The following is a 25,952-nucleotide window of genomic DNA, read 5'->3' as shown; positions in this document are numbered from 1 at the left end:
ATCAGTCTTCATAGACATAGGAAATGCCAAGTTTTTCTTTCATGTATTCACTGTCCACGCGCTGTCCCAGCATCAGCTCAATAGCGGCAATTGCCTGAAAGAGCATCATACCCTGGCCGTTCATGGTCTTACATCCCGCTTTTCTTGCCATTTTCAGCATGGCAGTCTCATGGGGGGAGTAAATGACGTCTGTCACGATCAGCTCCTTCGGGAAAAAGGAAGCGTCGGGAATGTAGGTCTGTCCCTCAAGCGGTTTCATACCGACTCCGGTGGCGTTGGTGAACAGATAGCTGGAAGCCATCTCTTTTTTCAGGCAGTCCAGGTCTTCCAGAGGATAAAATGTGGCTTTACAGTTTGTGTTTTTGTTGATTTTATCCACTGTTTCCAGTGCATTATCCCGGAAACTGTCATCTCTTGCAAAAATAGACATTTCCCTGACTCCGTCCAAAGCAGACTGAATCTGTACGGCAGTTGCCGCGCCGCCGGACCCGACAATGGTTACTTTCTTTCCGGCAGGATCAATGCTGTTGTCTTTCAGAGACTGGACATATCCGATCCCGTCTGTATTGTGACCGATGAGGTATCCGTCTCTATTTACGATAGTGTTGACGGCGCCACAGAGCATGGCAGCCGGAGAAACCTCGTCCAGATACTTGTGTACGATGGTTTTGTTTGGCATGGAGATGTTGGAACCTCTCATCTTCAGAGCACGAAGCCCTTTGATGGCGTCTTCCAGATCATCGGCATTTACTTCAAATGCCAGATTTACAATATCTACGCCTAATTTTTCATAGGCAGCGTTATGAGTGGCCGGAGACTGGGAATGTCGGATGGGGTATGCCATAAGACCGATCAACTCAGTATGCCCGGTAATCTGATGTCTTTCCATGATTATTCGCTCCTCTTTCTTTGTATTTATCTGTTTACATTTTAACAAAACAGGCATTTGCAATCCAATACAAAATAAACACAGAAACAATAGATACAGGCTATTAAAAGGTGAAAAACCAGAGAAAGCAGCTTCTAAACAGGGAAAGGAGTGCATATATTCTAACAGCATATGTGGAAGGGGCCAGAGAACATGGACAATTATCAGTTATACAAGGATATACAGGTAAGGACAAACGGAGAAATATACATAGGAGTAGTAGGACCGGTGAGGACTGGAAAATCAACATTTATTAAAAGATTCATGGATGTTCTTGTTCTGCCTCATATGACGGAGGAACATGCAAAGGCAAGAACAAGGGATGAATTGCCGCAGTCAGCCTCAGGAAGGACCATTATGACTACAGAACCCAAGTTTGTACCAAAAGAGGCAGCCCAGATCAGCCTGACAGAAGATGTGTCAGTGAAAATACGGCTGATCGACTGTGTGGGATATATGACGGAAGGGGCAGTGGGGCATGAGGAAGGAAAGGAAGAGAGAAAAGTAAAAACCCCCTGGTTTGATTATGAAATTCCTTTTACAAAGGCTGCAGGCATCGGGACTCAGAAAGTGATCCATGATCACTCTACTATAGGGATCGTAGTAACAACAGACGGAAGTATCGGAGAGATTGAAAGAAAGAACTATCTGGAGCCGGAAGAGCGCACGATCCGGGAACTGCAGAGTATTGGAAAGCCTTTCGTTGTGCTGGTGAACAGCAAAAGACCGATGAGCGAAGAAGCGAAAGAAACGGCAGAATATATCAGGCAGCAGTACAAAGTGCAGGCGATTCCGGTGAATTGTGAACAGCTGAAAGAAGAAGATATCCATAAGATCATGAAGGCAGTGCTCTTTGAGTTTCCCATTGCCGAAGTTCAGTTTTTTATTCCCAAATGGGTGGAGATGCTTCCAAGAGAACATGATATCAAACAGGAGCTTCTTGTACATATACGGGAAGTAATGGAACAGCTGGGCGAGATCCGCGATGCGGCGGCAGGGATAGAAAAGCCGGACAGTCCATACATAGAAGAGATGAGAGTAGATAAAATCGAGATGGATACCGGATGCGTAAAAATACAGATCAAAGTAGGAGAGGAATATTATTATCAGGTTTTAAGCGATCTGACCGGAGCACAGATCAAAGGGGAATATGAGCTGATATCGGAACTCCATCGTCTGTCAGAGATGAAGAAAGAATACGAAGGAGTACAGGGGGCATTTGCCAGTGTGCGGATGAAAGGATACGGAGTTGTAAAACCGGTAAGGGAGGAAATTACTCTTGACGAGCCGGTAGTAATACGTCAGGGGAATAAGTATGGCGTGAAGATCCATTCCCACGCTCCGTCTATTCATCTGATCAGAGCAAATATTGAGACGGAGATTGCCCCGATCGTGGGAAGTGAACAACAGGCAGAGGATTTGATCCGCTATATAAAGAACGCTAAGGATTCTGACGGAGGAATCTGGGGGACTAACATTTTTGGAAAATCCATTGAAGAACTGGTGATGGATGGCATGCAGAGCAAGATTTCCATGATCAATGATGAAAGCCAGGTAAAACTGCAGGATACCATGCAAAAAATTGTCAATGACAGCAACGGAGGAATGGTCTGCATTATTATATAGGCTGTTACTATTCGCAGTTCTGTTTCAGACTTGGCAGCAAGTGCTTTTGTGCAAGTACAACGCGCATGCTGCCAAGTCTGAAACGGCTGTGAATAGTAATCAAAGTACAAAAGAAAAGACTTGACACAGAAAAGGCATATGAATATAATTGTATTAAAATAATAATACAATAAAAGCACAGACAGATGAAGGAGAAGACGATGTTAGAGGTGTGGGAATTAACAAAATATTATGGGAAAAACCTGGCGGTAGATCGGGTAAGCTTTCAGGTGCCGGATGGACAGATCGGCATTTTGCTGGGACCAAACGGCGCCGGAAAGTCAACGATCATCAAAAGTATAGCAGGCCTTTTAAGATACACAGGACAGATCAGGATCAATGGCATTTTGTCCAAAGAACTTGAAGCAAAAAGAATTTTTGGATATGTTCCGGAAATTCCGGCTATGTTTGATGCACTGACGGTAAGAGAACATATTGAGTATATGAAAATGGCTTATTCTTCTGATATTACAGAAGAGGAGGTCGATGCACTGCTCGAAAGATTTGAACTTCAGGACAAGCAGGATAAGATGGGAAGTGAACTGTCCAAGGGGATGATGCAGAAAGTAAGCATCTGCTGCGCCCTGGCGGTTAAACCGAGGGTTATTCTTTTTGATGAGCCTATGGTGGGGCTGGATCCCCAGGCAATCAAAGAACTCAAGGAAGTAATTCTGGAGTTGAAAAGGCAGCAGGTGACTGTGCTGATCAGTACTCATATGCTGGAGATGGTAGAGGAACTCTGGGATATTATGTACGTAATGAAAAAAGGAAAGATCATCGGTTCTTACCGCAAGGAAGAAGTGGGCAATAAAGATCTGGATGATCTGTTCTTTGAGATGACAGGTGGTGAATAGGATGAAGGCGTTGTGGTATCTGACAAAGAGAAGTTTTATTAACCGTATGAAACGGGCGCTGAAAAAGCCGGTATCCTATCTGTACTTTGTATTGATCATTGCGTATGCGATCCTTATTATTTTCAGTTTCGGGAGTCTGGCCGAAACCGGAGGCATCAAAGACAAAAGAGGAATTGTCTATCTGATGACCGTGTGGATCTATTTTATTTTTTGCTCTAACTTTCTTTCCTACGCTAAAATGAAAGGAATTATTTTCAGGCCAAGCCATGCGCATTTGGTATTTACAGCACCTATCAGTTCAAAAATTGTCCTGCTGCATGGCGCTATACTGAATTATACGGTAACATTTGTGGCAGATTTGCTGTTTTCAGTGGCAGCTTTCTGGGTATTTGATGTACCTCTGACCAATGCGGTCCTTCTGTTTTTCTTTACCTTTATTACAGAGACTGCATTTGAAGCAGGGCTGATCGTCTTTCTTTATTCCGGTGAAGAGAGATTTCAGAGACTGATTTTTGCAGTCCGTATTGGTATCTTTCTGATATTAGGGGCAGTGGCTGCAACTGCAGGCTGGTATCTGATAAAGGAAGGATTCAGTTTTGCCAGCGCGCTTCATTTTCTGGAGTCTCCCATACTGCAGATGATTCCTGTGGCCGGCTGGAATACGGCTGCTGTACGCCTCATTGTATTAGGAGGAAATACGTGGACTATAGCAGGAACAATCCTTTATATTCTGCTGTGCGCCGTTATGATTGTGGCGGCATACCGGATCAAATGCAGTGGAGAATACTATGAAGACGCGGCGAAATTCGCTGATGATTACAAGAAACTGAAAGAGAAAAGCAAAAAGGGAGAAAGTTCATTTTCTTTAGGGAAGAAGAAATACCGGGCAGCCAGAGCAACATACAGAGGGACAGGCGCAAAAGCAATTTTTTATCGGCAGCTGTCTGAGTACAAAAAGGAAAGATTCTTCATATTCGGTGGTTTTACACTGACTGCAGTGATCGGAGCGATAGTCTGCATTGTATTTATAGATCCTGCAGCAGAATTTCCGCCTCAGCTTCCCCCGGGAACTGTTTTGATGGGAGTGATCGCTTATATGACATTTGTCAGTACAGGATTTCTCGGAAAATGGGGAAAGGAACTGGAACTTCCGTATATTTATTTAATCCCGGCTCCGGCAGTCAAAAAACTCTGGTATGCTACGCTGATGGATCATATCAGATCACTGATCGATGTGACAATTTTTGTTGTTCCGGTAGGGATCGCCTGGAAGATTCCCGTCTATCAGATGGCGATGATCATTGCAACTTATGTGGTTTTGCAGGCAAATCGCCTGTATATCAAAGTTCTGGGAGAGAGTATCTTCGGAAATACGCTGGGGGAAACGGCAAAGCAGTTTTTCCGCATGGGTGTCCAGGGAGGTATTATCGGAATCGGAGTTGTTCTTGCTGTAGTGGCAGGAATTTTAAATTTCAATTTGCTCTTCCTAATTGTTCCGGTTTATAGTATGATAATAACAGTTCTGATCGCTGCTTTAAGTCTTCCCAGATTTGAGTCTATGGAACAGTGGGAGTAAGAAGCGGCATAGGAAAAAAATCAGCTAAGAAGGTGAAAAAATGTTGTCAGAAGATTATGTTACACTGGAAATTGAAAAGGCAAAGCATATTGCCCTTGTCGCCCATGACGGTAAAAAGCAGGAGCTGGTAGAATGGTGCGACAGGAACAAGGATATTTTGAAGAGTCATTTTCTGTGCGGGACAGGTACAACAGCCCGTCTGATCGCAGAGCGCACCGGGCTTCCTGTGAAAGGATACTGCAGCGGTCCTCTGGGAGGAGATCAGCAGATTGGTGCCAAGATCGTGGAAGGACAGATTGATTTTATGATCTTTTTGTGGGATCCGCTGGAAGCACAGCCTCATGATCCGGATGTAAAAGCATTGCTGCGGATTGCAGTTGTCTATGATATTCCGATTGCAAATAACCTTGCCACTGCAGACTTTATGCTTCATTCTAAATATATGAATGAACCATACAGCAGAAAGATCGAGAATTTCAACAAGACGATCCAGGATCGGGTAGAGAAAATGAAATAGAAAGGCTGCGCGGATACATAATATAGAATGAGACAAGGAGCTGAAACAGAGGATCGGTAGATTTTCTGTTTTGGTTCCTTTTTTGGTTTAATAGGAAAATTCTTCTTGACACAGTATGATAAAGTATGTTATTTTTTAATAAATAATTTAACGCGTTAAAGCGTTACGGTTTAAAGCTAAAAAGAAAGAAGAGGGAAAAGAAATGGCAGTAAAATTAATTATTTTGATCCTGTTTTTTGCGGTTATGATAGCAGTTGGGATTTATGCAAGAAGACATACCAGCAGTGTAGACGGATTTGTACTGGGCGGCCGCTCTGTCGGCCCGTGGCTTACCGCTTTTGCCTATGGGACCTCTTATTTCTCTGCTGTGGTATTTGTAGGATATGCCGGGCAGTTTGGCTGGAAGTACGGTCTGGCTTCAACATGGATCGGTATTGGGAATGCAGTGATCGGCAGCCTTTTAGCCTGGGTGATCCTGGGCAGGAGGACGCGGGTTATGAGCCAGCATCTGAAATCAAGGACCATGCCGGACTTCTTCGGAAGCAGATACGAGAGCAGGTCTTTGAAAATTACTGCTTCAGCGATTGTATTTATTTTTCTTGTGCCGTATACAGCGTCTATTTATAATGGGCTGTCCAGGCTTTTTGAGATGGCGTTCCATATTCCTTATGCATGGTGCGTTGTGATCATGGCAGTTATCACGGCTGTGTATGTGATACTGGGTGGATATATGGCTACAGCGATCAATGATTTTATTCAGGGGATCATTATGCTGATCGGTATTGTTGCCGTAATAGGAGCTGTACTGAGCGGGCAGGGCGGATTTATGGAAGCGGTCGGCAAGATGGCTGAAATTCCAAGCGACGTTCCTGTCACTATGGGGCAGCCGGGAGCGTTTACCTCATTTTTTGGTCCGGATCCTCTGAATCTTCTCGGGGTGGTGATCCTTACTTCCCTGGGGACCTGGGGACTCCCACAGATGATCCATAAATTTTATGCCATCCGGGATGAAAAATCTATCCATACCGGAACAGTGATCTCTACTTTATTTGCAGTTGTGATTTCAGGGGGATGTTACTTCCTTGGAGGATTTGGAAGACTGTTTGATTCGGCAGAGATTTATGACGGAAGCGGAGAGGTGGTTTATGACAGCATTATTCCTTTTATGCTATCCAGACTTCCGGATATATTGGTGGGAATCGTAGTAATACTGGTGCTTTCGGCGTCCATGTCCACGCTTTCCTCACTGGTCCTGACTTCAAGCTCTACCCTGACGCTGGATTTTCTGAAAGACACTGTGTTTAAAAAGATGAGTGAAAAAAAGCAGGTTGCGGTGATGCAGGTGCTGATCGTGTTCTTCATTGTACTGTCCGTTGTCATCGCTCTGGATCCGCCTGCCTTTATTGCACAGCTTATGGGAATTTCATGGGGAGCTCTGGCAGGTGCGTTTCTGGCGCCGTTCATGTACGGTCTGTACTGGAAGGGCGTGACAAGAGCGGCTGTATGGGCAAGTTTTATAGCAGGAGTGGGAATTACAGTGTCCAATATGTTTCTTCATTACATTGAGTCTTCTATCAATGCGGGGGCTATTGCCATGCTTGCCGGAATGCTCATCGTTCCAGTGGTGAGTCTGGCAACGCCTAAACTGTCAAAGGATCACCTGGATGGAATTTTTGCCTGCTATGAGGAGAGAGTTACCGTCAAAAAGAAGCATTCCCTGAAGGAGGATTAAGGCAAGAGACTTTGTATATAGGTTGACATATTCAAAAATGCTGTGTTATAATTATGTCTGCGCAAAAGGTTTTAATAAAAGTGTATTGACATTTGAAAGCAACTATAATAGTATATAAAACAGTAAGAGCGAACATTCGTTCGTGTCAGCAAGGAGAGTATGTTATGGCTAATGAAGAGAAGATAAAAGCGCTGGATGCAGCGATTGCAAAATTAGAGAAGGACTTCGGAAAAGGTACGGTGATGAAACTGGGCGATCCCAAGGCGCAGGTGGCTGTAGAAACGATTCCCACCGGATCTTTGAGCCTTGATCTGGCATTGGGAGTGGGAGGCGTTCCGAGGGGACGTGTCGTTGAAATTTACGGACCGGAATCAAGTGGAAAGACAACGGTTGCCCTCCATATGATCGCAGAAGTACAGAAAAGAGGAGGAATTGCCGGATTTATTGATGCGGAACATGCGCTGGATCCGGTTTATGCCAAAAATATAGGCGTAGATATTGACGAGCTGTATATCTCACAGCCGGACAGTGGAGATCAGGCGCTGGAGATTTCGGAGACAATGGTGCGTTCCGGAGCTATGGATATTATTGTAATTGACTCTGTTGCGGCTCTGGTGCCAAAACAGGAGATAGAAGGCGATATGGGAGACAGCCATGTAGGTCTTCAGGCAAGGCTGATGTCCCAGGCGCTTAGAAAGCTGACCCCGGTTATCAGCAAATCCAACTGCGTGGTGATCTTTATTAATCAGCTCAGGGAAAAAGTGGGAGTAATGTTCGGAAATCCGGAAACGACCACAGGCGGACGTGCTTTGAAATTCTATGCTTCTGTGAGAATGGATATTCGGAGAACGGAGACATTGAAGCAGGGCGGCGAGATGGTAGGAAATCATGTACGTGTCAAGATCGTGAAGAACAAGATCGCGCCTCCGTTTAAAGAGGCAGAGTTTGACATCATGTTTGGAAAAGGAATCTCAAAAGAAGGAGATATTCTGGATCTTGCAACCAACATTAACCTTGTAAATAAGAGCGGAGCCTGGTATGCATACAATGGAAATAAGATCGGCCAGGGAAGAGAGAATGCCAAGAACTATCTGACAGAGCATCCTGATGTTATGGAGGAGCTGGAAGCAAAGGTAAGAGCCCATTATCACATTGACGGCAGCGCGGCAGAGGATGACGGGGCAGAGAAGAAAGAGGAAGAATAATGACAGTGACACAGATTGAAGCTGTGGCAGGAGGAAAAACAAAATACAGAGTATTTTTGGACGGACAGCCCGCCTTTGTCTTGTACAAAGGCGAGCTGTCCCGTTATCATATCCGGGAGGGAGCTGTTCTGGAAGAGACTGTGCTGGCTCAGATTGAGGAAGTAATAAGAAAGCGGGCAAGGCTTCGCGCCATGCACCTTCTGAATGCCATGGAAAGGACAGAAAGCCAGCTTCGGTCCAAGCTGGAAGAGGGGGGCTATCCAAAGGAGGCGGTCCAGGACGCACTGGACTATGTGAAGTCGTTTGGGTATGTGAATGACGAAGATTATGCAAGACGTTTCGCCGAGAACCGTAAGAAAAGCAAAAGCAGGCGGGAAATCCAGAGTCTTCTTCTACAAAAAGGACTTTCAAGAGAAGAGGTGGAAAGTGCGCTGGAGGAAGTGTACGGGCAGGAAGATGCACTGGATGCTATCCGCCGTCTTGCCAAGAAAAGGCATTATGATCCGGCGACGGCAACTTCTAAAGAAAAACAGAAATTGTGCGCATATCTGACAAGGAAAGGCTTTCGCTATGAGGATATCCGTCAAGTGATACAAGTTCCCGATTGGAATGCTTGACATCTTTGTGAAAACAGTATAAAATTTAACTGTTGTATTTGTACAATGAAAATTAAATAAGGAGGTGCTCCTGTGCCGTATGGAATATTTATTGCTGTAGCTGCAGTGCTCGTTATAGCAGCAGCAGTCATCAGTCATTTCGTCACGGTTTCCAATCTGAAGAAGAATGCAGATTCTAAAATCGGAAGTGCGGAAAGCAAGGCCCGTGAGATCATTGATGACGCAGTGAAGACGGCAGAGGCCAAGAAAAAGGAATCCCTCTTAGAGATTAAAGAAGAATCTATCAGAACGAAGAATGAGCTCGAGAAAGAGACAAAGGAACGTCGGGCGGAATTACAGCGTTATGAGAAGAGAGTCTTATCCAAAGAGGAATCTCTGGACAAAAAGGCCGAAGCGATCGAGAAGCGCGAAGCAGGATTTACAGCAAAAGAAGAGCAGCTTAAAGCCAGAGAAGCAAAGGTGGAAGAGCTGAGCAAGCAAAGAGTACAGGAACTAGAAAGAATCTCAGGACTTACCTCCGAACAGGCAAAAGAGTATTTGTTAAAAACTGTTGAAGACGATGTGAAACATGATACTGCAAAAATGATAAAGGAAATGGAAGCGCAGGCGAAGGAAGAAGCAGAGAAAAAGGCAAAGGATTATGTCGTGACTGCTATCCAGAGATGTGCTGCAGATCATGTGGCTGAGACAACAATTTCTGTTGTACAGCTCCCAAGCGATGAAATGAAAGGAAGAATCATCGGACGTGAAGGAAGAAATATCCGGACGCTGGAAACCCTGACAGGTGTGGAACTTATTATTGATGATACACCGGAAGCGGTTGTATTGTCTGGATTTGATCCGATCCGAAGAGAGGTTGCAAGAATTGCCCTTGAAAAGCTGATCGTTGACGGACGTATTCATCCCGCAAGGATTGAGGAGATGGTGGAGAAAGCACAGAAAGAAGTGGAAGCTGTTATCCGGGAAGAAGGAGAGGCGGCTGCTCTTGAAGTAGGTGTTCACGGAATCCATCCGGAGCTTATCAGACTCCTTGGAAGAATGAAATTCCGTACCAGCTATGGTCAGAATGCGCTGAAACATTCTATTGAAGTTGCGCAGCTGGCAGGTCTTCTTGCAGGCGAGATTGGATTGGATGTGCGTCTTGCAAAGAGAGCTGGACTTTTACATGATATCGGTAAATCCATCGATCATGATGTAGAAGGATCCCATATCCAGATTGGTGTAGAACTTTGCAGAAAGTACAAAGAATCAGCAACTGTGATCAATGCGGTAGAAGCTCATCATGGCGATGTGGAGCCAGAATCCCTGATTGCGTGTGTGGTTCAGGCGGCAGACACTATTTCAGCTGCAAGACCTGGCGCAAGAAGAGAAACCATCGAAACATATACAAACAGATTAAAACAATTAGAAGATATCAGCAACCAGTTTAAGGGTGTTGAGAAATCTTTTGCTATTCAGGCCGGTAGAGAGATTCGTATTATGGTAGTTCCAGAACAAGTATCTGATGCAGATATGGTATTACTGGCAAGAGATATTTCCAAGCAGATTGAGTATGAATTGGAGTATCCAGGACAGATAAAGGTAAATGTGATCCGGGAATCAAGGGTTACAGATTATGCCAAATAGATGATAAGTCTGAAATAAAAAAGAGTTCCGTGAGCGGAACTCTTTTTTAGTAGGGGAATCCACTTTATTTTATATGGACAGGAGAGAATAGAAATTATGAGTGAAGAGATCAAAAGAATAAAAAGAGAATTGGTGCATAAAGGCGCAGTGATTGATATATACGAAGATACTATGGAATTTCCGGACGGACATACGGCCAAATGGGACTATATCCATCATGACGGAGCAGCCGCTGTTATTCCGGCGCTGCCGGATGGAAGGATCCTGATGGTGAGACAATACCGCAATGCTCTGGAGAGGGAAACGATAGAAATACCGGCCGGAAAGCTGGATAATCCGAAAGAACCGGGCATTGAATGCGCATCCAGGGAATTGGAAGAAGAGACGGGATACCGGTGCGAACATCTGGAACCGCTTTTGACACTGCACACAACAGTAGCGTTCTGTAACGAGAGGATTGAGGTGTTTGCGGCCCGTAATCTGATCCCTTCCAGACAGCATCTTGATGAGGATGAATTTATTGATGTGGAAGCGTATACAATGGAAGAACTGAAGGAGAAGATTTTTTCCGGTGAGCTTCAGGACTCCAAAACAGTAGCGGCAATTCTGGCTTATGAAGTAAAATACTGTCAGGACCGGATGGAGAAGAGGAAGACAGGAAAATAAAAGAATACAGGAAAGGCATATCCTTGAATAGCCGGCATATAATGAAATATCTTGTGACATGAGAGTCAGGCATGGAGGTATGCGGGTGAAAACAAGGGATTATGGCAGAATTTTTTTCATTTTCTGTATGGCGGGGTTCCTTTTGGGAATTTTGTATACGAATATTATGTCTGGGCAATATCTTTCTTCGGGCGGAATGTTCAGTGAATATTATATGAGCCAGTATCTTCATACGGAAATTCAGGCTGAAGAGTATTTCTGGTATATCCTGCCGATAAGGATTCTGCCGCTTATGCTTCTTGCTTTGGCCGGGAAAATAAAATTTCGGCGGTGGGCAGCGACAGGAGTACTGGCCTGGACAGGCTTCCTGCTGGGTATTCTGTTTACGGCAGCTATCATGCAGCTTGGAATAAAGGGAATTCTTGTATGTCTGGCGGCGCTTCTTCCGCAGGGAATCTTTTATGCAGCGGGATATGGGCTTGTGCTGTGGCATCTGTATCTTTATCCGCAGATACGCTGGAATTTGACAAAAACGATAGCAGTAGCGGCAGTGATTTTAGTCGGAATTATATTGGAGTGTTACACAAATCCGATTTTTATGAAAATTGTGCTAAAAACAATTTGATTTTTTTGAATTTTCTTCGTATAATCTAAGTTATACGATGGGAGATAAAAGAATATGGAGAAAATAGTTTTAGAGTATGTTGAGTATTTAAAAGCGACAAAGGGAATATCTGTCAATACGGAGATGGCGTATCGCCGCGATTTGATGAAACTTGTGCGCTATTTGGCAGGACAGGATATCTATAAAGCGGATGAAGTTACTTCCACAAATTTGACTTCATATATGCTTTTTATGGAAAAACAGCAGCTGACGAATACAACGATATCAAGAAATGTCGCTTCAATAAAGGGATTCTTTCATTATCTGCTGAAAAAGAAATATATTACGGAAGATGTATCAGATTGTCTGACAAGTCCGAAGGTAGAAAGAAGGGAACCAAAGAGTGCGACAAAGGAAGATGTGGAGAAGGTTCTTTCCGTACCTTCCGGCAAGACTCCGAAGCTTCTTCGAGACAAGGCAATGATAGAACTTTTGTATTCTACCGGAATTATGGTGGAAGAACTTGTAGCTCTGAGGATTCAGGATATCAACATGGAAATGGGATATCTGCAGTGCAGCCTTAGCGGAAATGAAAATGCATATCCGATTGATAAACAGGCATTGAAAGCTTTGCGTACTTATTTAAAAAGTGGAAGAGAGCCACTTTTGAAAGGCCGTGATTCCGACGTCCTCTTTCCAAATATCAGCGGAAAGAAAATGAGCCGGCAGGGCTTTTGGAAGATACTGAAAGGGTATGCGGCAAAAGCCGGAATCAAAGGGACTATCACTCCAAGTATGCTTCGGCATTCCTAAGACGGCAGTTTCATAACGGGAATTTTACAAATATTTGGCGCATTATGGGAAAACGAAAGGACATTCCGGACGGATGTCCTTTTTTGTTGTATGACGGGAAAATTGGCTCTATCCCTCTTGCATTCGAAATCGAGGTTCGGTATAATGATTAACGTTTGCGTAAAAAATGCAGGAGGAAACAAAAATGGAAAAAGACATGACAGTAGGAAGCCCGGGAAGGGCCATTTTGAACTTTACGATACCCATTTTTATCGGAAATATATTTCAGCAGCTGTATAATATGGCGGACGCAGTGATCGTAGGGAAGTTTGTAGGGCCGCAGGCACTGGCGGCGGTGGGATCCTGCGGAACAATTATGTTTTTGATCTTGGGATTCTTACTTGGACTTACGGCAGGATTTACCGTGATCACTTCACAGTATTTTGGGGCCGGAAACAAAAAGGCTGTGCGGCAGTCTGTCGCATCAGCGGCAATTTTGTCTGCAGCCATATCCGTCATTATGACAGTGGGCAGTATGCTTGCAATGAAACAGATTCTGGCGTGGATGAATACGCCTTCAGACATTTATGGGGAAGCTTACGGATATATTATGGTAATCTGCGGGGGAATTGCGGCTCAGGTGCTCTATAACCTTTTGGCCAGCATTCTGCGTGCTCTCGGCAACAGTAAAGTGCCCTTATATTTCCTTGTACTGGCGGCATTTTTGAATGTGGTACTGGATCTTGTGTTTATTATTGTGTTCCACATGGGAGCGGCGGGAGCGGCTTTCGCGACGGTGATCTCACAGGGCGTATCGGGACTACTGTGTCTTGTATACATCGGGAAAAAGGTTCCGGAACTCCATCTGAAAAAGGAGGATTGGAAGATAAACTGGAGTATGGCCGGATGGCAGATGAAGATCGGTCTTCCTATGGCACTGCAGTATTCCATTACTGCAGTGGGAACTATCATGGTCCAGGCTGCCCTGAATACGCTGGGATCACTGGCAGTTGCAGGGTTTGCGGCAGCCAGCAAGATCGAGCAGGTAGTGACACAGGCATATGTCGCCCTGGGGACAGCGATGGCAACTTACTGCGCACAGAATACAGGGGCGGGAAGATTTGACCGGATCAGGCAAGGATTTGGAGCGTCTACTCTGATCGGATGTATCTATGCGGTCCTGACAGGAGCTGCTGTCATTTTGGGAGGGAAATATCTCACCATTCTTTTTGTATCAGAACAGGTGAATGAGATTATGCATCTTGCAGATATCTATCTGAAATGTGTGGCTGTTACTTTTATTCCTTTGGCTGTTGTCAATATTTACAGGAATGGGATACAGGGAATGGGATACGGACTGCTCCCAATGCTGGCAGGTGTGGCAGAGCTGATCGGAAGAGGAAGTGTTGCTCTTATTTCCGCTTCCCGCGGAAGCTATATAGGAACATGCATGGCCAGCCCCGCTGCCTGGATTTTGGCAGGCGGCCTTCTTCTGATTATGTATTTTGGTATTGTTTATGCTAAAAACAGAGAGGAAAAGAGAAAAAAAGCTGTCAGAAAAGGGTGATCATTTATTCCATTTTCAGAGAACCTATGCTATACTTTACCTTAGGTATGCACAAATGAAGAATACCAGGTGTGCATCTCATTATGTTGGAAAATAAGGAGCATGACTTTATGAAAAGAGTATTGTTAAAGTTAAGCGGAGAAGCGCTTGCAGGAGATAAAAAGACCGGATTTGATGAGGCGACTTGCATTGGAGTTGCCCGTCAGGTGAAAACACTTGCAGATGACGGATATCAGATCGCTATTGTGACAGGAGGGGGAAATTTCTGGAGAGGAAGAACCAGTGAAACGATCGACCGTACAAAAGCAGATCAGATCGGGATGCTGGCAACAGTGATGAACTGTATTTATGTATCAGATATTTTCCGCCATGTAGGTATGAAAACGGAAGTGTTCACTCCTTTTGTGTGCGGAGCATTTACAACACTGTTTTCCAAAGACAGGGCAGTGGAAGCGCTGGAAGATGGAAAGGTGATCTTTTTTGCAGGAGGAACCGGACACCCGTACTTTTCTACAGATACGGGAGCTGTTCTTCGGGCAATCGAGATTGAGGCGGATGCCATGCTTCTTGCAAAGGCAATCGACGGTATCTATGACAGCGATCCCAAGGTAAATCCAAATGCGGTGAAGTATGATGAGATTTCCATTCAGGAAATTATCGATAAAAAGTTGATGGCCGTGGATCTGACAGCGTCCATTATGTGTCTGGAAAATAAAATGCCCATGCTGGTGTTCGGACTGGGCGAAGAAAACAGTATTGTGAACACTATGTCAGGAACCTTTACCGGTACAAAAGTGACCGTGTAGTATAAAGAAAGATAAGGGAGGAAATTACTATGAACGAAAAACTGCAGGTATATGAAGAAAAAATGAAAAAGACACTGGCAAACCTGGACGGAGAGCTGGCCACAATACGTGCCGGCCGTGCCAACCCGAATGTGCTCAATAAGATCACGGTAGATTACTATGGAACACCGACGCCGATTCAGCAGGTTGCAAACATTTCTGTACCGGAAGCCCGTATGATACAGATCCAGCCATGGGAAAAGAGTATGCTCAAGGTGATTGAAAAAGCTATCAATATGTCAGATCTGGGCATCAATCCTACAAACGACGGAACTACAGTACGCCTGGTATTTCCGGAACTTACAGAAGAGCGCAGGAAAGAGCTGGTAAAAGATGTAAAGAAAAAGGGAGAACAGGCAAAGGTAGCGATCCGAAATATCAGAAGAGATGGAAATGATGCCTTCAAAAAACTGAAAGGAAGCGACGTCTCAGAGGATGAGATCAAAGATCTGGAAGACCAGCTGCAGAAACTGACTGATAAATATGTGGCAGAAGCAGAAAAATCAGTAGAGCATAAGTCAAAAGAAGTCATGACAGTTTAAACGAAAGGACAAAACGGGGACGGGGACATGAAAATAGTGTCCCCGTTTAAAGCGTCAGGCGTAATGCCTTTTCCCGATAAAAGAACATAGCAGGAGGAATTTGGTGATGAATATACCAAGACATGTGGCGATCATCCTGGACGGAAACGGACGATGGGCAAAATCTAAGGGAATGCCCAGAAATTACGGCCACGCACAGGGGAGCAAAACAGTAGAAAAAATCTGCGAAGAGGCCTGGAGGATGGGGATAAAGTATCTTACCGTTTATGCTTTTTCCACGGAGAACTGGAACCGCCCCAAAGATGAGGTGGATGCGCTGATGAAGCTGCTCCGTAATTATATGAAAACTTGTCTGAAAACAGCAGAAAAAAATGATATGAAGATACGTGTCATTGGAGACAAAACCAGGCTGGCACAGGACATTCAGGATCGGATCAATGAGCTGGAAGCAGCTACCGTCAATAATGGAGGGCTGAATTTTCAGATTGCTATTAATTACGGAAGCAGGGATGAAATTCTACGTGCTGTCAGAAGAATTGCCCAGGATGCAGCTTCCGGGATTCTGGATCCGAAGTCTGTTGATGAGTCCTGTTTTGAGTCCTATCTGGATACACATGATATTCCTGATCCGGATCTTTTGATCCGCACAAGCGGTGAGGAACGTCTTTCCAACTATCTGCTGTGGCAGCTGGCATATTCCGAGTTCTACTTCACAGACGTACTCTGGCCTGATTTTTCAAAGGAGGAACTTTGGAAAGCAATCGAACAGTATAATGCCAGAGACCGCCGATATGGGAAGGTGTAGGAGAGGGAGGAATAACAGATGTTTAAAACGAGACTTTTAAGTGGGATCATACTGGTGATCGTGCTGATCATTACTGTGGGATACGGAGGCAATCTGCTGTTCGGAGTCCTGGCGGTGATCAGTTTGATCGGCATGAGTGAACTTTATAAAGTAGTAAAAGTAGAAAAAACCAGCCTTGGCATTGTGGGCTATCTGGCGGCGGTGGTTTACTATGGGCTGTTATTTACAGGAAGAATGGAAGCGGTGACGGCCCTTACTGTCCTGTTCCTTGTATTGGTGATGGCGGTCTATGTTTTCGCATTTCCAAAGTACCGTACGGAACAGGTGATGGTTACCTATTTTGGCTTGTTTTACGTAGCAGTCATGCTCTCTTATGTTTATCAGACAAGAATGCTGCCGGACGGAGGCGTGGCAGTGTGGCTGATCTTCTTAAGTTCCTGGGGATGCGATACCTGTGCTTACTGTGTGGGAATGCTGATCGGGAAGCATAAAATGGCGCCTAAGTTAAGCCCGAAAAAGTCTGTAGAAGGAGGAGTGGGCGGCGTGCTTGGAGCCGCTCTCCTTGGAGCATTGTTCTCACTGGCCATGAATCAATGGGCACAGGCTGATGTTTCACCGGCATTTTATGCGCTGATATGCGGAATCGGAGGCATTATTTCCCAGATCGGGGATCTTGCCGCTTCAGCTATTAAAAGAAATCATGAGATCAAGGATTATGGAAAGCTGATTCCGGGTCACGGAGGGATCCTGGATCGGTTTGACAGCGTGATCTTTACAGCTCCGGTCATCTATTATCTGACAGTGCTGCTTGGATAGGAGGCGGAAAGAAAATGAAGAAAATAGGCATTCTTGGCTCTACTGGTTCCATTGGAACTCAGACCCTGGAAGTGGTAAGGGAAAATAAGGATATTGAAGTGACTGCTCTGGCAGCCGGAAGCAATATCCGGCTTCTGGAAGAACAGATCCGTGAGTTTGCGCCCCGTATTGCCGCTGTATGGGATGAAAAGAAGGCGAAAGAGCTGAAAGAGAGAGTAAAAGACCTGCCGGTTAAGATTGTTTCCGGTATGGATGGGCTGATCCAGGTATCAGCATTTGAGGAAATGGAGATACTGGTAACAGCAATTGTCGGAATGATCGGCATACGTCCTACAATGGAAGCTATAAAGGCGGGAAAAGATATTGCTCTTGCAAATAAAGAAACTTTAGTGACAGCAGGTCATCTTATTATGCCTCTTGCAAAAGAAAACGGAGTTTCTATTCTACCGGTGGACAGTGAACACAGCGCTATTTTCCAGTCTCTTCAGGGAGGACAGCAAAAGGCTGTGAAAAAGATCCTTCTTACTGCATCAGGAGGACCTTTCAGAGGAAAGAAAAGAGAAGAACTTGCAGATATCCAGGTGGAGGATGCACTGAAACACCCAAATTGGGAGATGGGAAGGAAGATTACCATTGATTCCTCTACCATGGTAAACAAAGGCTTGGAAGTGATCGAGGCAAAGTGGCTTTTTGATGTGGATGTCAGTCAGATTCAGGTTGTGGTTCAGCCCCAGAGCGTCATTCACTCCATGGTGGAATATGAGGACGGAGCGGTGATTGCTCAGCTTGGCACTCCGGATATGAAGCTTCCTATACAGTATGCTCTTTACTATCCGGAGCGGAGGTATCTGCCGGGCGAACGGCTGGATTTCTGGAATCTGGGAAAACTGGACTTTGAAAAGCCGGATACCGATACATTTTACGGTCTTGCCCTTGCATACGAAGCAGGAAGAAGAGGCGGCAGCCTGCCTACGGTGTTTAATGCGGCAAATGAGCGGGCAGTGCAGCTTTTCCTGGAGCGGAAAATCGGTTATCTGGAAATCCCGAAGATTATAAAGGAATGTATGGAAAGACACAAAAATGTGGAACAGCCGTCTCTTGAAGAGATATTGGATACGGAAGAGGGGGTATATGAATATATCAACAGCAGGAAATAGCAGGAGGTAGAATTTGGGAATCATCATTGCAATTTTAATCTTCAGTTTTATCATATTTTTTCACGAGCTGGGACATTTTGTTCTGGCAAAGCTCAATGGCATTGAGGTACAGGAATTTGCGATCGGAATGGGGCCGGCCCTTTTTGCAAAGGAGTATCATGGAACACTCTATGCGGTCAGGATCCTTCCGATCGGAGGATACTGTGCAATGGGGGAAGATGACGAGGCAACGGATTCACCTGCCAATTTCAATAATAAATCAGTGTGGGCAAGGATTTCCGTCATTGCTGCAGGTCCTGTCTTTAACTTTATCCTGGCCTTTGTCTGTGCGATAGTGCTGATCGCTTTCGTGGGATATGACGAGCCGGTGATCGGATCTCTCGACGAAGGATATCCGGCACAAGAGGCAGGTCTGCAGCCCGGAGACCGGATAGTGGAGATCAATGGAAAGAATATCCATCTTTTCCGAGAGGTGAAGACTTACAATCAGTTCCACCAGGGGGAAGAAGTGGAGATTATCTTTGAGAGGGACGGAATAGAGCGGGGAGTGATCCTGCAGCCAAAGTATAATGAAGAGATATCCTATTATCTTCTTGGAATCAACGGAGCGGGAAATACCAGGGCAACGCCTCTTAAAACATTGCAGTACAGTGCTTACGAGGTGAAATACTGGATCGACACGACTTTGTCCAGTCTGAAAATGCTTGTTACAGGGCGGATTGGAATAGACCAGCTCTCCGGGCCGGTAGGAATTGTGGATGTGGTAGATTCCACCTATAAGGAGACAAGAGATTATGGAGCGCTGACAGTGACCGTGAACATGCTGAACATTGCGATCCTGATATCAGCCAACCTGGGGGTAATGAATCTGCTTCCTCTTCCGGCACTTGATGGAGGGCGACTCGTGTTTCTCGCCATTGAGGCTGTGCGGAGGAAGAGGATTTCGCCGGAAAAAGAGGGGGATGTACACTTTGCCGGTATTGTTGTTTTGATGGTGCTGATGGTTGTTGTCCTGTTCAATGACATTCAGAGGGTATTTTTCTAGAGAATACCCTCTTTTTTTCTGCAGGAGAAATAGATTCGGAGGAATGAGAAAATGGAAGAAAATAAAAATATTTCCGCCACAATCCGTCGTGCAGAACGATTTCAGGTTATTCTGATCGGCGAGGGGATAATCGTCGGGGGGATTGGCGGACTTGTAGTGATCTTATATCGAATGATCCTTGGATGCGCCGGGGACTGGCTAAATAGGATTTTAAGCTTCATAACCGGACATCCGCTGTTGATTGCCGGCTGGTTCATGGTTTTGGTTTTAATGGCGCTGCTGACAGCAGCACTTGTCTCATATGAACCGTTGATTTCAGGAAGCGGCATCCCGCAGTTGGAAGGGGAGATTGCCGGGAAGATCGATCAGGCCTGGTGGCGGGTGCTTCCGGCAAAATTTGCAGGAGGATTTCTCTGCATTTTTGGCGGTCTGGCTCTTGGACGGGAAGGTCCGTCCATTCAGCTGGGGGCCATGGCGGGAAAAGTTGTGTCACGCCTTCTTGACCGGGGAAAGACGGAGGAAAAATTTCTGCTCACCTGCGGCGCCAGTGCAGGTTTGGCCGCTGCCTTTCATGCGCCTCTTGCCGGAGTTATGTTCTCTTTGGAGGAAGTTCATAAGAATTTCTCTGTGTCTGTGCTGATTTCTGTCATGTCGGCTTCTCTTACAGCAGATTTTCTTGCCACAACAATTCTGGGGAGAGAATCTGTATTTTCTTTTGAACTTCTGAAAGTTCTGCCTACAGAGTATTATGGAATGATCCTTGCCCTTGGCGTCCTGCTTGGCGTTCTTGGTGCGTTTTATAACTGGTTTACCCTGAAGATCCAGGCATTGTACAGCTGCATGACAAGGATGGGAAACACAGGAAAAATCCTGATCCCCTTTTTGTGTGCGGGAGTCATTGGGCTTTTTGCTCCTGAAATGCTGGGAACAGGGCATATGCTTATTGAAGAGTTGACAGCAGGAGAGATGGCCCTTGGAACCATGGTATTTTTTCTGGTGGGAAGATTTCTGTTCTCCGCCGTCAGTTTTGGCTCCGGTGCGCCGGGAGGAATCTTTTTTCCTATGCTGATCATCGGTGCGTTTATCGGAGGTATTTTTGCGGAGGCAGGTCATGTCTTTTTCGGATTGGAGGAAATTTACCTGAATAACTTCGTTCTTCTTGCCATGGCCGGCTATTTTACGGCAATTGTCCGTGCGCCTCTGACCGGTATTATACTTATTTTTGAAATGACAGGTTCTGTCAATCAGATGCTCTCCCTGGCGCTTGTGTCTATCATGGCTTATATTGTAGCGACTTTAATGCGCTCAGAGCCGATTTATGAAAGCCTTCTTAGAAATCTTCTGAAAAAGAGAGGAGAAAAAGTACTTGAGAGGAGAGGAGAAAAAGTACTGACAGAATGTACGGTTATGCTTGGCTCCTGTGCGGCAGGAAGGAGAATCCGGGAAGTGGAATGGCCGGAGCGGTGCCTGCTTGTGTCCGTGCGAAGGGGAGAAGAAGAAATTATCCCAAGGGGAAGCACAAAAATACAAACAGGGGACTGTCTTGCCTTTTTGACCGATGAAGCAGACAGTCCGGCGGTAATCGGAGAAATCCGGAAAATATGCAGTGAAAATCTGACAGATTTTCATGTGAATTAAAAAGGAGAACAGGGGAATGATTACTTTACTCCCCTGTTTTCCTTTTTGCATATTGACGCTATGTAAAGTCCGAGATACATAAGACACAACAAAAAGACAGTTCCCTGGCTGATAAGAAGTCCCCACAAGTATCCGCGGATTCCCGAAAGAGGAATCATGAAAAAGACGCTGGCAATCCTAAGAAGCAGTCCGGCTGTATTAAGCAGAAAAGAAATGTTGGCCTTTCCTAGTCCGTTGATGACGCTAAGAAGAGTGCTGTTTGTATAGAGGAAGGGACATATCCAGGCCAGAGTTATGATAAACTGTCCGGCCATTTGACTGTGAAAAAGAAGTTCGCCTGCCAGCTGTCCAAAAAGGAGAAAGGCAAAGCAACAGGCAAGCCCCAGGGCAAAACAGCAGAAGAAGACTTTCCGGATCACTTCCCGAAGCTTTTTTATGCTTCCGCCAGCCTGGATTTCAGCAACTGCGGGAAGGAGCATGGTGGAGATGGAATTGGTGATGGCTGATGGAAAGAGGATGCAGGGAAGAGCCATACCGGTCAGAACCCCATAGATACTTAAGGAGTCACTGACAGAAAATCCGAAGATCTGGAGCTTTGCAGGGATGGAAACGGCTTCTGTGCTTTGGAGGATATTTAAAAGTACACGGTTGCCGGTCAGAGGAAGAGAAGTCTGAAGGATGCCCCTCATTCCATTTCTCCAGCTGCCCGGCTTTTGAGGAAGAACTGCAGAAGCAGGAAGAAGCGTCTGCCTTTTTTCTTTACGAAAAGCGTGGAGAGAAAAAAGGGAGGAAAATATTTCCCCCATTACCAGTCCGACAGCAGCAAGAGAGATGCCGGCTGACAAAGAGCGCTCCATAAAATAACGGTAAAGAAAGAAGACAGAGCACACCCTGGCAATCTGTTCAACCAGCTGTGAAATGGCTGGTATCCTTGTCTTTTTTAATCCGATATAGTACCCGCATATGCAGCTGTGGACAGCGGCAAAGGGCATGGCGTAGGAGATGATAATAAGCAAAGGGGCACACCTCGGTTCTCCTAAAAAGAAGGAAGCGATAAAATCTGCTTCCTTTTGCATAAGAAGCATCATGATACAAGAGGGGAGGAAAGATAAAAAAAGGCCACAGTATAAAAATATAACCGCCCTTTTTTTATCTCCCAGAGAAGAACTTGCAGCCACGTTCCTTGCAACGGCAGTTTCAATACCGGCACAGCACAGGGAAAAGCAAAGCGCATAAACCGGAAAGATCAGCTGATAGAGCCCCACGCTTTCCTCTCCGAAAGACTGACTTAAAAAGATACGGTAAAAAAAGCCGATAAACCGGGTAGCAAAACCGGTTAATGTAAGAATAAATGCGCCTTTGATAATGGCGTGTTTCTGATCCATAGAAAACTCCCAGGTAGCCTTGTTACAGCATATTCCGATTTTCTCCTTGACAGAACACCCGGCGGGTGATATTCTACTGATAGAAATTCCGAGTAAAATACTAGGGATTGGGAAGAAGGTGGAAAAATGAAGCTTTCAACAAAAGGAAGATACGGGCTTCGCGCTCTTATTGATCTGGCAAGATACAGCGAGGAAGAGCCTGTTTCCATAAGCAGTATTGCGGCGCGCCAGGATATTTCGGAAGGATATCTGGAACAGCTGATGGCGCTCATGAAAAGAGCCGGTCTTGTAAAGAGTATTCGGGGAGCGGCAGGAGGATATGTGCTGGCAAAGTCTGCAAAAGAGATTTCTGTAGGAGATGTGCTTCGTGCTCTGGAGGGAAAGTTGGAACCGGCTGAATGCGCTGCTTTCCATCCTGAAAAGGGGTGCAAGGCTTCTGCCAACTGTGTAACGAAATATGTCTGGCAAAAGATCAATGACAGTATCAATCAGACTGTAGATGAAATCCATCTGAATGAACTGGTGGAGGAGAGCAAAGTTCTTGGCGAGAATGAGGAGAATACAGAGAAAGCATGCAGCAGAAAATAGATAGAAAATGACTGCAGATAGGAGGAGAAAATGGAAAAACTGATTTATTTAGATAATGCAGCAACAACAAAAACAGCGCCGGAAGTAGTGGAGGCTATGCTTCCTTATTTTACGGAGAATTATGGAAATCCGTCCAGTGTATACAGTTTTGCTTCCAAAAACAAGGATGCAGTGACAAGGCAAAGAGAGATCATCGCTGAAGCGCTGGGAGCGAAGAGCAATGAGATTTACTTTACAGCCGGTGGTTCGGAATCCGACAACTGGGCCCTGAAAGCAACGGCGGAAGCATATGGAGAAAAAGGAAAACACATTATTACTACAAAAATAGAGCATCATGCTATTCTCCATACGGCAGAGTATCTGGAAAGAAAAGGATTTGAAGTGACTTATCTGGATGTGGATGAAAATGGAACCGTGCATCCGGAAGAAGTTGAGAAGGCTATCCGCCCGGATACCATCCTTATTTCTGTTATGTTTGCAAATAATGAGATCGGAACGATTGAACCTATTAAGGAAATCGGGAAGATTGCCAGTGAACACGGCATTTTATTCCATACAGACGCTGTGCAGGCTTTCGGACAGGTTCCCATCAATGTAGATGAGTGCCACATTGATATGTTAAGTGCCAGCGGCCATAAGCTGAACGGCCCGAAAGGAATCGGTTTTCTCTATATCCGGAAGGGAGTAAAAATCCGTTCTTTCATCCACGGAGGAGGACAGGAGAGAAAACGCCGCGCCGGAACAGAAAATGTACCAGGCATCATCGGACTTGGAAAAGCAGTGGAAAGAGCAGTGAACACGATGGATGTAAGAGCGCGGAAGGAAACAGAACTTCGTGATTATCTGATCGGCCGTGTTTTGGATGAAATTCCGTATACAAAGCTGAACGGGGAGAGGACAAAGCGTCTGCCTAACAATGCCAACTTCAGCTTCCGGTTTATTGAAGGGGAATCCCTTTTGATCATGCTGGATATGAAGGGAATCTGCGCTTCCAGCGGTTCTGCCTGCACATCCGGCTCACTGGATCCGTCTCATGTGCTTCTGGCGATCGGACTGCCGCATGAGATCGCTCACGGATCACTTCGACTGACCTTAAGTGATGAAACGACAAAGGAAGATATTGACTATGTAGTAGATGCTTTAAAGGAGATCGTATCTAAATTGAGAGATATGTCTCCTCTGTACGAAGATTTTGTAAAGAAAAACAAATAAGAGCAGGAGGAATGGACTATGTATACAGAAAAGGTAATGGATCATTTTCAGCATCCAAGAAATATGGGAGAAATTGAGAACGCCAGCGGCGTTGGAACAGTAGGAAACGCAAAGTGCGGAGATATCATGAGAATCTACCTGGATATTGATGAGAACCAGATCATCCGGGATGTCAAGTTTAAGACATTCGGCTGCGGAGCGGCAGTTGCCACAAGCAGTATGGCTACAGAGCTGGTGAAAGGAAAGAACATCCAGGAGGCCATGGAAGTAACGAATAAAGCGGTAATGGAAGCTCTGGACGGGCTTCCGCCGGTGAAGGTACACTGTTCTCTTCTGGCGGAGGAAGCCATTCATGCAGCGCTTTGGGATTACGCGGAAAAGAATGGTATTAAAATAGAAGGACTGGAAAAGCCGAAATCCGATATCCACGAAGGAGAGGAAGAGGAAGAAGAGGAATACTAGGCCGGGGAAAGAGCGAAAATGGAGAAGAAGAGGGTTGTAGTAGGCATGTCGGGAGGAGTGGATTCCTCCGTGGCTGCCTGGCTTTTAAAAGAACAGGGATATGACGTGATCGGAGTCACCATGCAGATCTGGCAGGATGAAGAGGAGAAACTTCAGGAGGAGAACGGCGGCTGCTGCGGTCTTACGGCGGTGGATGATGCAAGGAGGGTAGCGGCCAGCCTTGACATTCCTTATTATGTCATGAATTTTAAAAGAGAATTTAAAGAGAATGTGATCGACTATTTTGTAGATGAATATATTGGCGGCAGGACTCCGAATCCCTGTATCGCCTGCAATCGTTTTGTGAAATGGGAGTCTCTTCTGAAAAGAAGCATGGATATTGGAGTAGACTATATTGCCACAGGGCATTATGCCAGAGTCGAGCAGCTTCCCAACGGACGCTATGCAGTGCGTACTTCCGCTACCGGAAGGAAGGATCAGACATACGCGCTCTATAATCTGACGCAGGAGCAGCTTAAGAGGACGCTGATGCCGGTGGGCGGATATACAAAGGAAGAAATTCGGGAAATGGCCGCAAAAATGAACCTGCCCGTGGCGCATAAGCCGGACAGCCAGGACATTTGTTTTGTGCCGGATGGAGATTATGCTTCCTTTATTGAGAAAACGGCAGACCAGACATTCCCGCAGGGAAATTTTGTTTTGGCAGACGGAACAATTGTAGGGCGTCATAACGGGATCATTCATTATACAGTAGGGCAAAGGAAAGGACTGGGAGTAGCTATGGGCTATCCGGTCTTTGTGCTGGCTATCCGCCCGGAAACCAATGAAGTGGTGCTGGGAAAGGCAGAAGAGTCGCTTTCCAGATACGTAAGGGCTGACCGGATCAATTTTATGTCAGTGGAAGATTTAAAGGAGCCAAAAAAAGTCTGGGCAAAAATACGCTACAATCATAAAGGGGCCTGGTGTACTGTAGAAAGGACAGGGGAAGATGAGATCCTTTGTACTTTTGACGAGCCTCTTCGCGCCGCGGCGCCCGGACAGGCGGTAGTGCTCTATGACGGAGAATATGTCCTGGGAGGCGGGACGATCATAAACAATCAATAAACCA

The 25,952-nt window shown here is 45.5% G+C and carries 25 protein-coding genes; 23 read left to right on the top strand and 2 right to left on the bottom strand.

Annotation, left to right across the window (positions count from 1 at the left end; translation table 11 throughout):
- Position 1: 1 nt before the first annotated feature.
- A complete protein-coding gene (locus tag R2J37_RS09865; protein WP_230105914.1) occupies positions 2–889 on the bottom strand; it encodes a quinate/shikimate dehydrogenase in 888 nt (295 codons plus the stop codon).
- A gap of 192 nt (positions 890–1,081) precedes the next feature.
- Between R2J37_RS09865 and spoIVA the strand changes: the two genes are divergently transcribed.
- The 19 genes from spoIVA (at position 1,082) to R2J37_RS09770 (ending at position 21,197) form a co-directional block, all read left to right on the top strand.
- The gene (spoIVA, locus tag R2J37_RS09860) at positions 1,082–2,554 is read left to right on the top strand and encodes a stage IV sporulation protein A (RefSeq protein ID WP_256193539.1); all 1,473 of its coding nucleotides are present in this window, start codon (positions 1,082–1,084) and stop codon (positions 2,552–2,554) included.
- A gap of 200 nt (positions 2,555–2,754) precedes the next feature.
- Positions 2,755–3,447 (top strand): ABC transporter ATP-binding protein, encoded by a 693-nt coding sequence (locus R2J37_RS09855; protein WP_256193540.1) that lies wholly within the window; start codon positions 2,755–2,757, stop codon positions 3,445–3,447.
- 1 nt (position 3,448) lies between these two features.
- Entirely contained in the window at positions 3,449–5,023 is a 1,575-nt protein-coding gene (locus tag R2J37_RS09850) for a putative ABC exporter domain-containing protein (protein WP_316264802.1), read from the top strand.
- Between the two features lie 40 nt (positions 5,024–5,063).
- Positions 5,064–5,540 (top strand): methylglyoxal synthase, encoded by a 477-nt coding sequence (locus R2J37_RS09845; RefSeq protein ID WP_230105918.1) that lies wholly within the window; start codon positions 5,064–5,066, stop codon positions 5,538–5,540.
- 202 nt (positions 5,541–5,742) lie between these two features.
- Positions 5,743–7,272, top strand: a complete 1,530-nt coding sequence (locus R2J37_RS09840) for a sodium:solute symporter family transporter (RefSeq protein WP_316264800.1) — start codon at positions 5,743–5,745, stop codon at positions 7,270–7,272.
- A gap of 164 nt (positions 7,273–7,436) precedes the next feature.
- A complete protein-coding gene (gene recA, locus R2J37_RS09835; protein WP_316264798.1) occupies positions 7,437–8,477 on the top strand; it encodes a recombinase RecA in 1,041 nt (346 codons plus the stop codon).
- Positions 8,477–9,094 carry a regulatory protein RecX gene (locus R2J37_RS09830; RefSeq protein WP_316264796.1) on the top strand — a complete coding sequence of 206 codons (618 nt, stop codon included), beginning with the start codon at positions 8,477–8,479 and terminating at the stop codon, positions 9,092–9,094. Before recA ends, R2J37_RS09830 begins: the two co-directional genes overlap by 1 nt.
- 72 nt (positions 9,095–9,166) lie before the next feature.
- Positions 9,167–10,720 (top strand): ribonuclease Y, encoded by a 1,554-nt coding sequence (rny, locus tag R2J37_RS09825; RefSeq protein WP_230105922.1) that lies wholly within the window; start codon positions 9,167–9,169, stop codon positions 10,718–10,720.
- 96 nt (positions 10,721–10,816) lie between these two features.
- Positions 10,817–11,386 carry an NUDIX domain-containing protein gene (locus R2J37_RS09820; protein ID WP_316264794.1) on the top strand — a complete coding sequence of 190 codons (570 nt, stop codon included), beginning with the start codon at positions 10,817–10,819 and terminating at the stop codon, positions 11,384–11,386.
- A gap of 85 nt (positions 11,387–11,471) precedes the next feature.
- Complete coding sequence (locus tag R2J37_RS09815; protein WP_316264792.1) at positions 11,472–12,011, top strand: stage II sporulation protein M; 540 nt, start codon at positions 11,472–11,474, stop codon at positions 12,009–12,011.
- Between the two features lie 54 nt (positions 12,012–12,065).
- Complete coding sequence (locus R2J37_RS09810; RefSeq protein ID WP_316264790.1) at positions 12,066–12,803, top strand: tyrosine-type recombinase/integrase; 738 nt, start codon at positions 12,066–12,068, stop codon at positions 12,801–12,803.
- A 184-nt stretch (positions 12,804–12,987) separates the two neighbouring features.
- A complete protein-coding gene (locus R2J37_RS09805; protein ID WP_316264788.1) occupies positions 12,988–14,349 on the top strand; it encodes an MATE family efflux transporter in 1,362 nt (453 codons plus the stop codon).
- 110 nt (positions 14,350–14,459) lie between these two features.
- Complete coding sequence (pyrH, locus tag R2J37_RS09800; RefSeq protein ID WP_230105927.1) at positions 14,460–15,155, top strand: UMP kinase; 696 nt, start codon at positions 14,460–14,462, stop codon at positions 15,153–15,155.
- Positions 15,156–15,184: 29 nt separating this feature from the next.
- Complete coding sequence (frr, locus tag R2J37_RS09795) at positions 15,185–15,736, top strand: ribosome recycling factor (protein WP_230105928.1); 552 nt, start codon at positions 15,185–15,187, stop codon at positions 15,734–15,736.
- 106 nt (positions 15,737–15,842) lie between these two features.
- Positions 15,843–16,541 carry an undecaprenyl pyrophosphate synthase gene (locus tag R2J37_RS09790; RefSeq protein ID WP_230105929.1) on the top strand — a complete coding sequence of 233 codons (699 nt, stop codon included), beginning with the start codon at positions 15,843–15,845 and terminating at the stop codon, positions 16,539–16,541.
- Positions 16,542–16,559: 18 nt separating this feature from the next.
- Complete coding sequence (locus tag R2J37_RS09785; protein ID WP_316264785.1) at positions 16,560–17,357, top strand: phosphatidate cytidylyltransferase; 798 nt, start codon at positions 16,560–16,562, stop codon at positions 17,355–17,357.
- A 14-nt stretch (positions 17,358–17,371) separates the two neighbouring features.
- Complete coding sequence (locus tag R2J37_RS09780; RefSeq protein WP_230105931.1) at positions 17,372–18,514, top strand: 1-deoxy-D-xylulose-5-phosphate reductoisomerase; 1,143 nt, start codon at positions 17,372–17,374, stop codon at positions 18,512–18,514.
- 13 nt (positions 18,515–18,527) lie between these two features.
- Positions 18,528–19,559, top strand: coding sequence for an RIP metalloprotease RseP (rseP, locus tag R2J37_RS09775; RefSeq protein WP_316264784.1), 1,032 nt, complete (start codon positions 18,528–18,530; stop codon positions 19,557–19,559).
- A gap of 51 nt (positions 19,560–19,610) precedes the next feature.
- Positions 19,611–21,197: a ClC family H(+)/Cl(-) exchange transporter gene (locus R2J37_RS09770; protein ID WP_230105933.1), complete on the top strand. Its 1,587-nt coding sequence runs from the start codon at positions 19,611–19,613 to the stop codon at positions 21,195–21,197.
- Positions 21,198–21,217: 20 nt separating this feature from the next.
- Here the strand turns inward: R2J37_RS09770 and R2J37_RS09765 are convergent, their stop codons facing one another.
- Positions 21,218–22,582 carry a polysaccharide biosynthesis protein gene (locus R2J37_RS09765; protein ID WP_230105934.1) on the bottom strand — a complete coding sequence of 455 codons (1,365 nt, stop codon included), beginning with the start codon at positions 22,580–22,582 and terminating at the stop codon, positions 21,218–21,220.
- A gap of 126 nt (positions 22,583–22,708) precedes the next feature.
- Here R2J37_RS09765 and R2J37_RS09760 point away from each other — a divergent pair, with 126 nt between their 5' ends.
- The 4 genes from R2J37_RS09760 to mnmA are packed head-to-tail and all read left to right on the top strand — an operon-like array spanning position 22,709 to position 25,948.
- On the top strand, positions 22,709–23,170 hold the full coding sequence (locus R2J37_RS09760; protein ID WP_230105935.1) for an RrF2 family transcriptional regulator: 462 nt from the start codon (positions 22,709–22,711) through the stop codon (positions 23,168–23,170).
- Between the two features lie 30 nt (positions 23,171–23,200).
- Entirely contained in the window at positions 23,201–24,382 is a 1,182-nt protein-coding gene (gene nifS, locus R2J37_RS09755) for a cysteine desulfurase NifS (RefSeq protein ID WP_316264780.1), read from the top strand.
- Positions 24,383–24,400: 18 nt separating this feature from the next.
- Positions 24,401–24,844, top strand: a complete 444-nt coding sequence (gene nifU / locus R2J37_RS09750) for a Fe-S cluster assembly scaffold protein NifU (protein WP_076777272.1) — start codon at positions 24,401–24,403, stop codon at positions 24,842–24,844.
- Positions 24,845–24,862: 18 nt separating this feature from the next.
- On the top strand, positions 24,863–25,948 hold the full coding sequence (mnmA, locus tag R2J37_RS09745) for a tRNA 2-thiouridine(34) synthase MnmA (RefSeq protein WP_316264778.1): 1,086 nt from the start codon (positions 24,863–24,865) through the stop codon (positions 25,946–25,948).
- Positions 25,949–25,952: the final 4 nt, after the last annotated feature.

The sequence above is a fragment of the Claveliimonas bilis genome (assembly GCF_030296775.1).
Classification (GTDB): domain Bacteria; phylum Bacillota; class Clostridia; order Lachnospirales; family Lachnospiraceae; genus Claveliimonas; species Claveliimonas bilis.
Note: the sequence above shows the minus strand (reverse complement) of the source record. Positions and strands in the feature narration are given on the sequence as shown.

Bases quoted from the DNA above. Each gene is read 5' to 3' on its own strand.
- R2J37_RS09865 (WP_230105914.1), bottom strand. From the start codon at position 889: ATGGAAAGACATCAGATTACCGGGCATACTGAGTTGATCGGTCTTATG.
- spoIVA (WP_256193539.1), top strand. From the start codon at position 1,082: ATGGACAATTATCAGTTATACAAGGATATACAGGTAAGGACAAACGGA.
- R2J37_RS09855 (WP_256193540.1), top strand. From the start codon at position 2,755: ATGTTAGAGGTGTGGGAATTAACAAAATATTATGGGAAAAACCTGGCG.
- R2J37_RS09850 (WP_316264802.1), top strand. From the start codon at position 3,449: ATGAAGGCGTTGTGGTATCTGACAAAGAGAAGTTTTATTAACCGTATG.
- R2J37_RS09845 (WP_230105918.1), top strand. From the start codon at position 5,064: ATGTTGTCAGAAGATTATGTTACACTGGAAATTGAAAAGGCAAAGCAT.
- R2J37_RS09840 (WP_316264800.1), top strand. From the start codon at position 5,743: ATGGCAGTAAAATTAATTATTTTGATCCTGTTTTTTGCGGTTATGATA.
- recA (WP_316264798.1), top strand. From the start codon at position 7,437: ATGGCTAATGAAGAGAAGATAAAAGCGCTGGATGCAGCGATTGCAAAA.
- R2J37_RS09830 (WP_316264796.1), top strand. From the start codon at position 8,477: ATGACAGTGACACAGATTGAAGCTGTGGCAGGAGGAAAAACAAAATAC.
- R2J37_RS09820 (WP_316264794.1), top strand. From the start codon at position 10,817: ATGAGTGAAGAGATCAAAAGAATAAAAAGAGAATTGGTGCATAAAGGC.
- R2J37_RS09810 (WP_316264790.1), top strand. From the start codon at position 12,066: ATGGAGAAAATAGTTTTAGAGTATGTTGAGTATTTAAAAGCGACAAAG.
- R2J37_RS09805 (WP_316264788.1), top strand. From the start codon at position 12,988: ATGGAAAAAGACATGACAGTAGGAAGCCCGGGAAGGGCCATTTTGAAC.
- pyrH (WP_230105927.1), top strand. From the start codon at position 14,460: ATGAAAAGAGTATTGTTAAAGTTAAGCGGAGAAGCGCTTGCAGGAGAT.
- frr (WP_230105928.1), top strand. From the start codon at position 15,185: ATGAACGAAAAACTGCAGGTATATGAAGAAAAAATGAAAAAGACACTG.
- R2J37_RS09790 (WP_230105929.1), top strand. From the start codon at position 15,843: ATGAATATACCAAGACATGTGGCGATCATCCTGGACGGAAACGGACGA.
- R2J37_RS09785 (WP_316264785.1), top strand. From the start codon at position 16,560: ATGTTTAAAACGAGACTTTTAAGTGGGATCATACTGGTGATCGTGCTG.
- R2J37_RS09780 (WP_230105931.1), top strand. From the start codon at position 17,372: ATGAAGAAAATAGGCATTCTTGGCTCTACTGGTTCCATTGGAACTCAG.
- R2J37_RS09770 (WP_230105933.1), top strand. From the start codon at position 19,611: ATGGAAGAAAATAAAAATATTTCCGCCACAATCCGTCGTGCAGAACGA.
- R2J37_RS09765 (WP_230105934.1), bottom strand. From the start codon at position 22,582: ATGGATCAGAAACACGCCATTATCAAAGGCGCATTTATTCTTACATTA.
- R2J37_RS09760 (WP_230105935.1), top strand. From the start codon at position 22,709: ATGAAGCTTTCAACAAAAGGAAGATACGGGCTTCGCGCTCTTATTGAT.
- nifS (WP_316264780.1), top strand. From the start codon at position 23,201: ATGGAAAAACTGATTTATTTAGATAATGCAGCAACAACAAAAACAGCG.
- nifU (WP_076777272.1), top strand. From the start codon at position 24,401: ATGTATACAGAAAAGGTAATGGATCATTTTCAGCATCCAAGAAATATG.
- mnmA (WP_316264778.1), top strand. From the start codon at position 24,863: ATGGAGAAGAAGAGGGTTGTAGTAGGCATGTCGGGAGGAGTGGATTCC.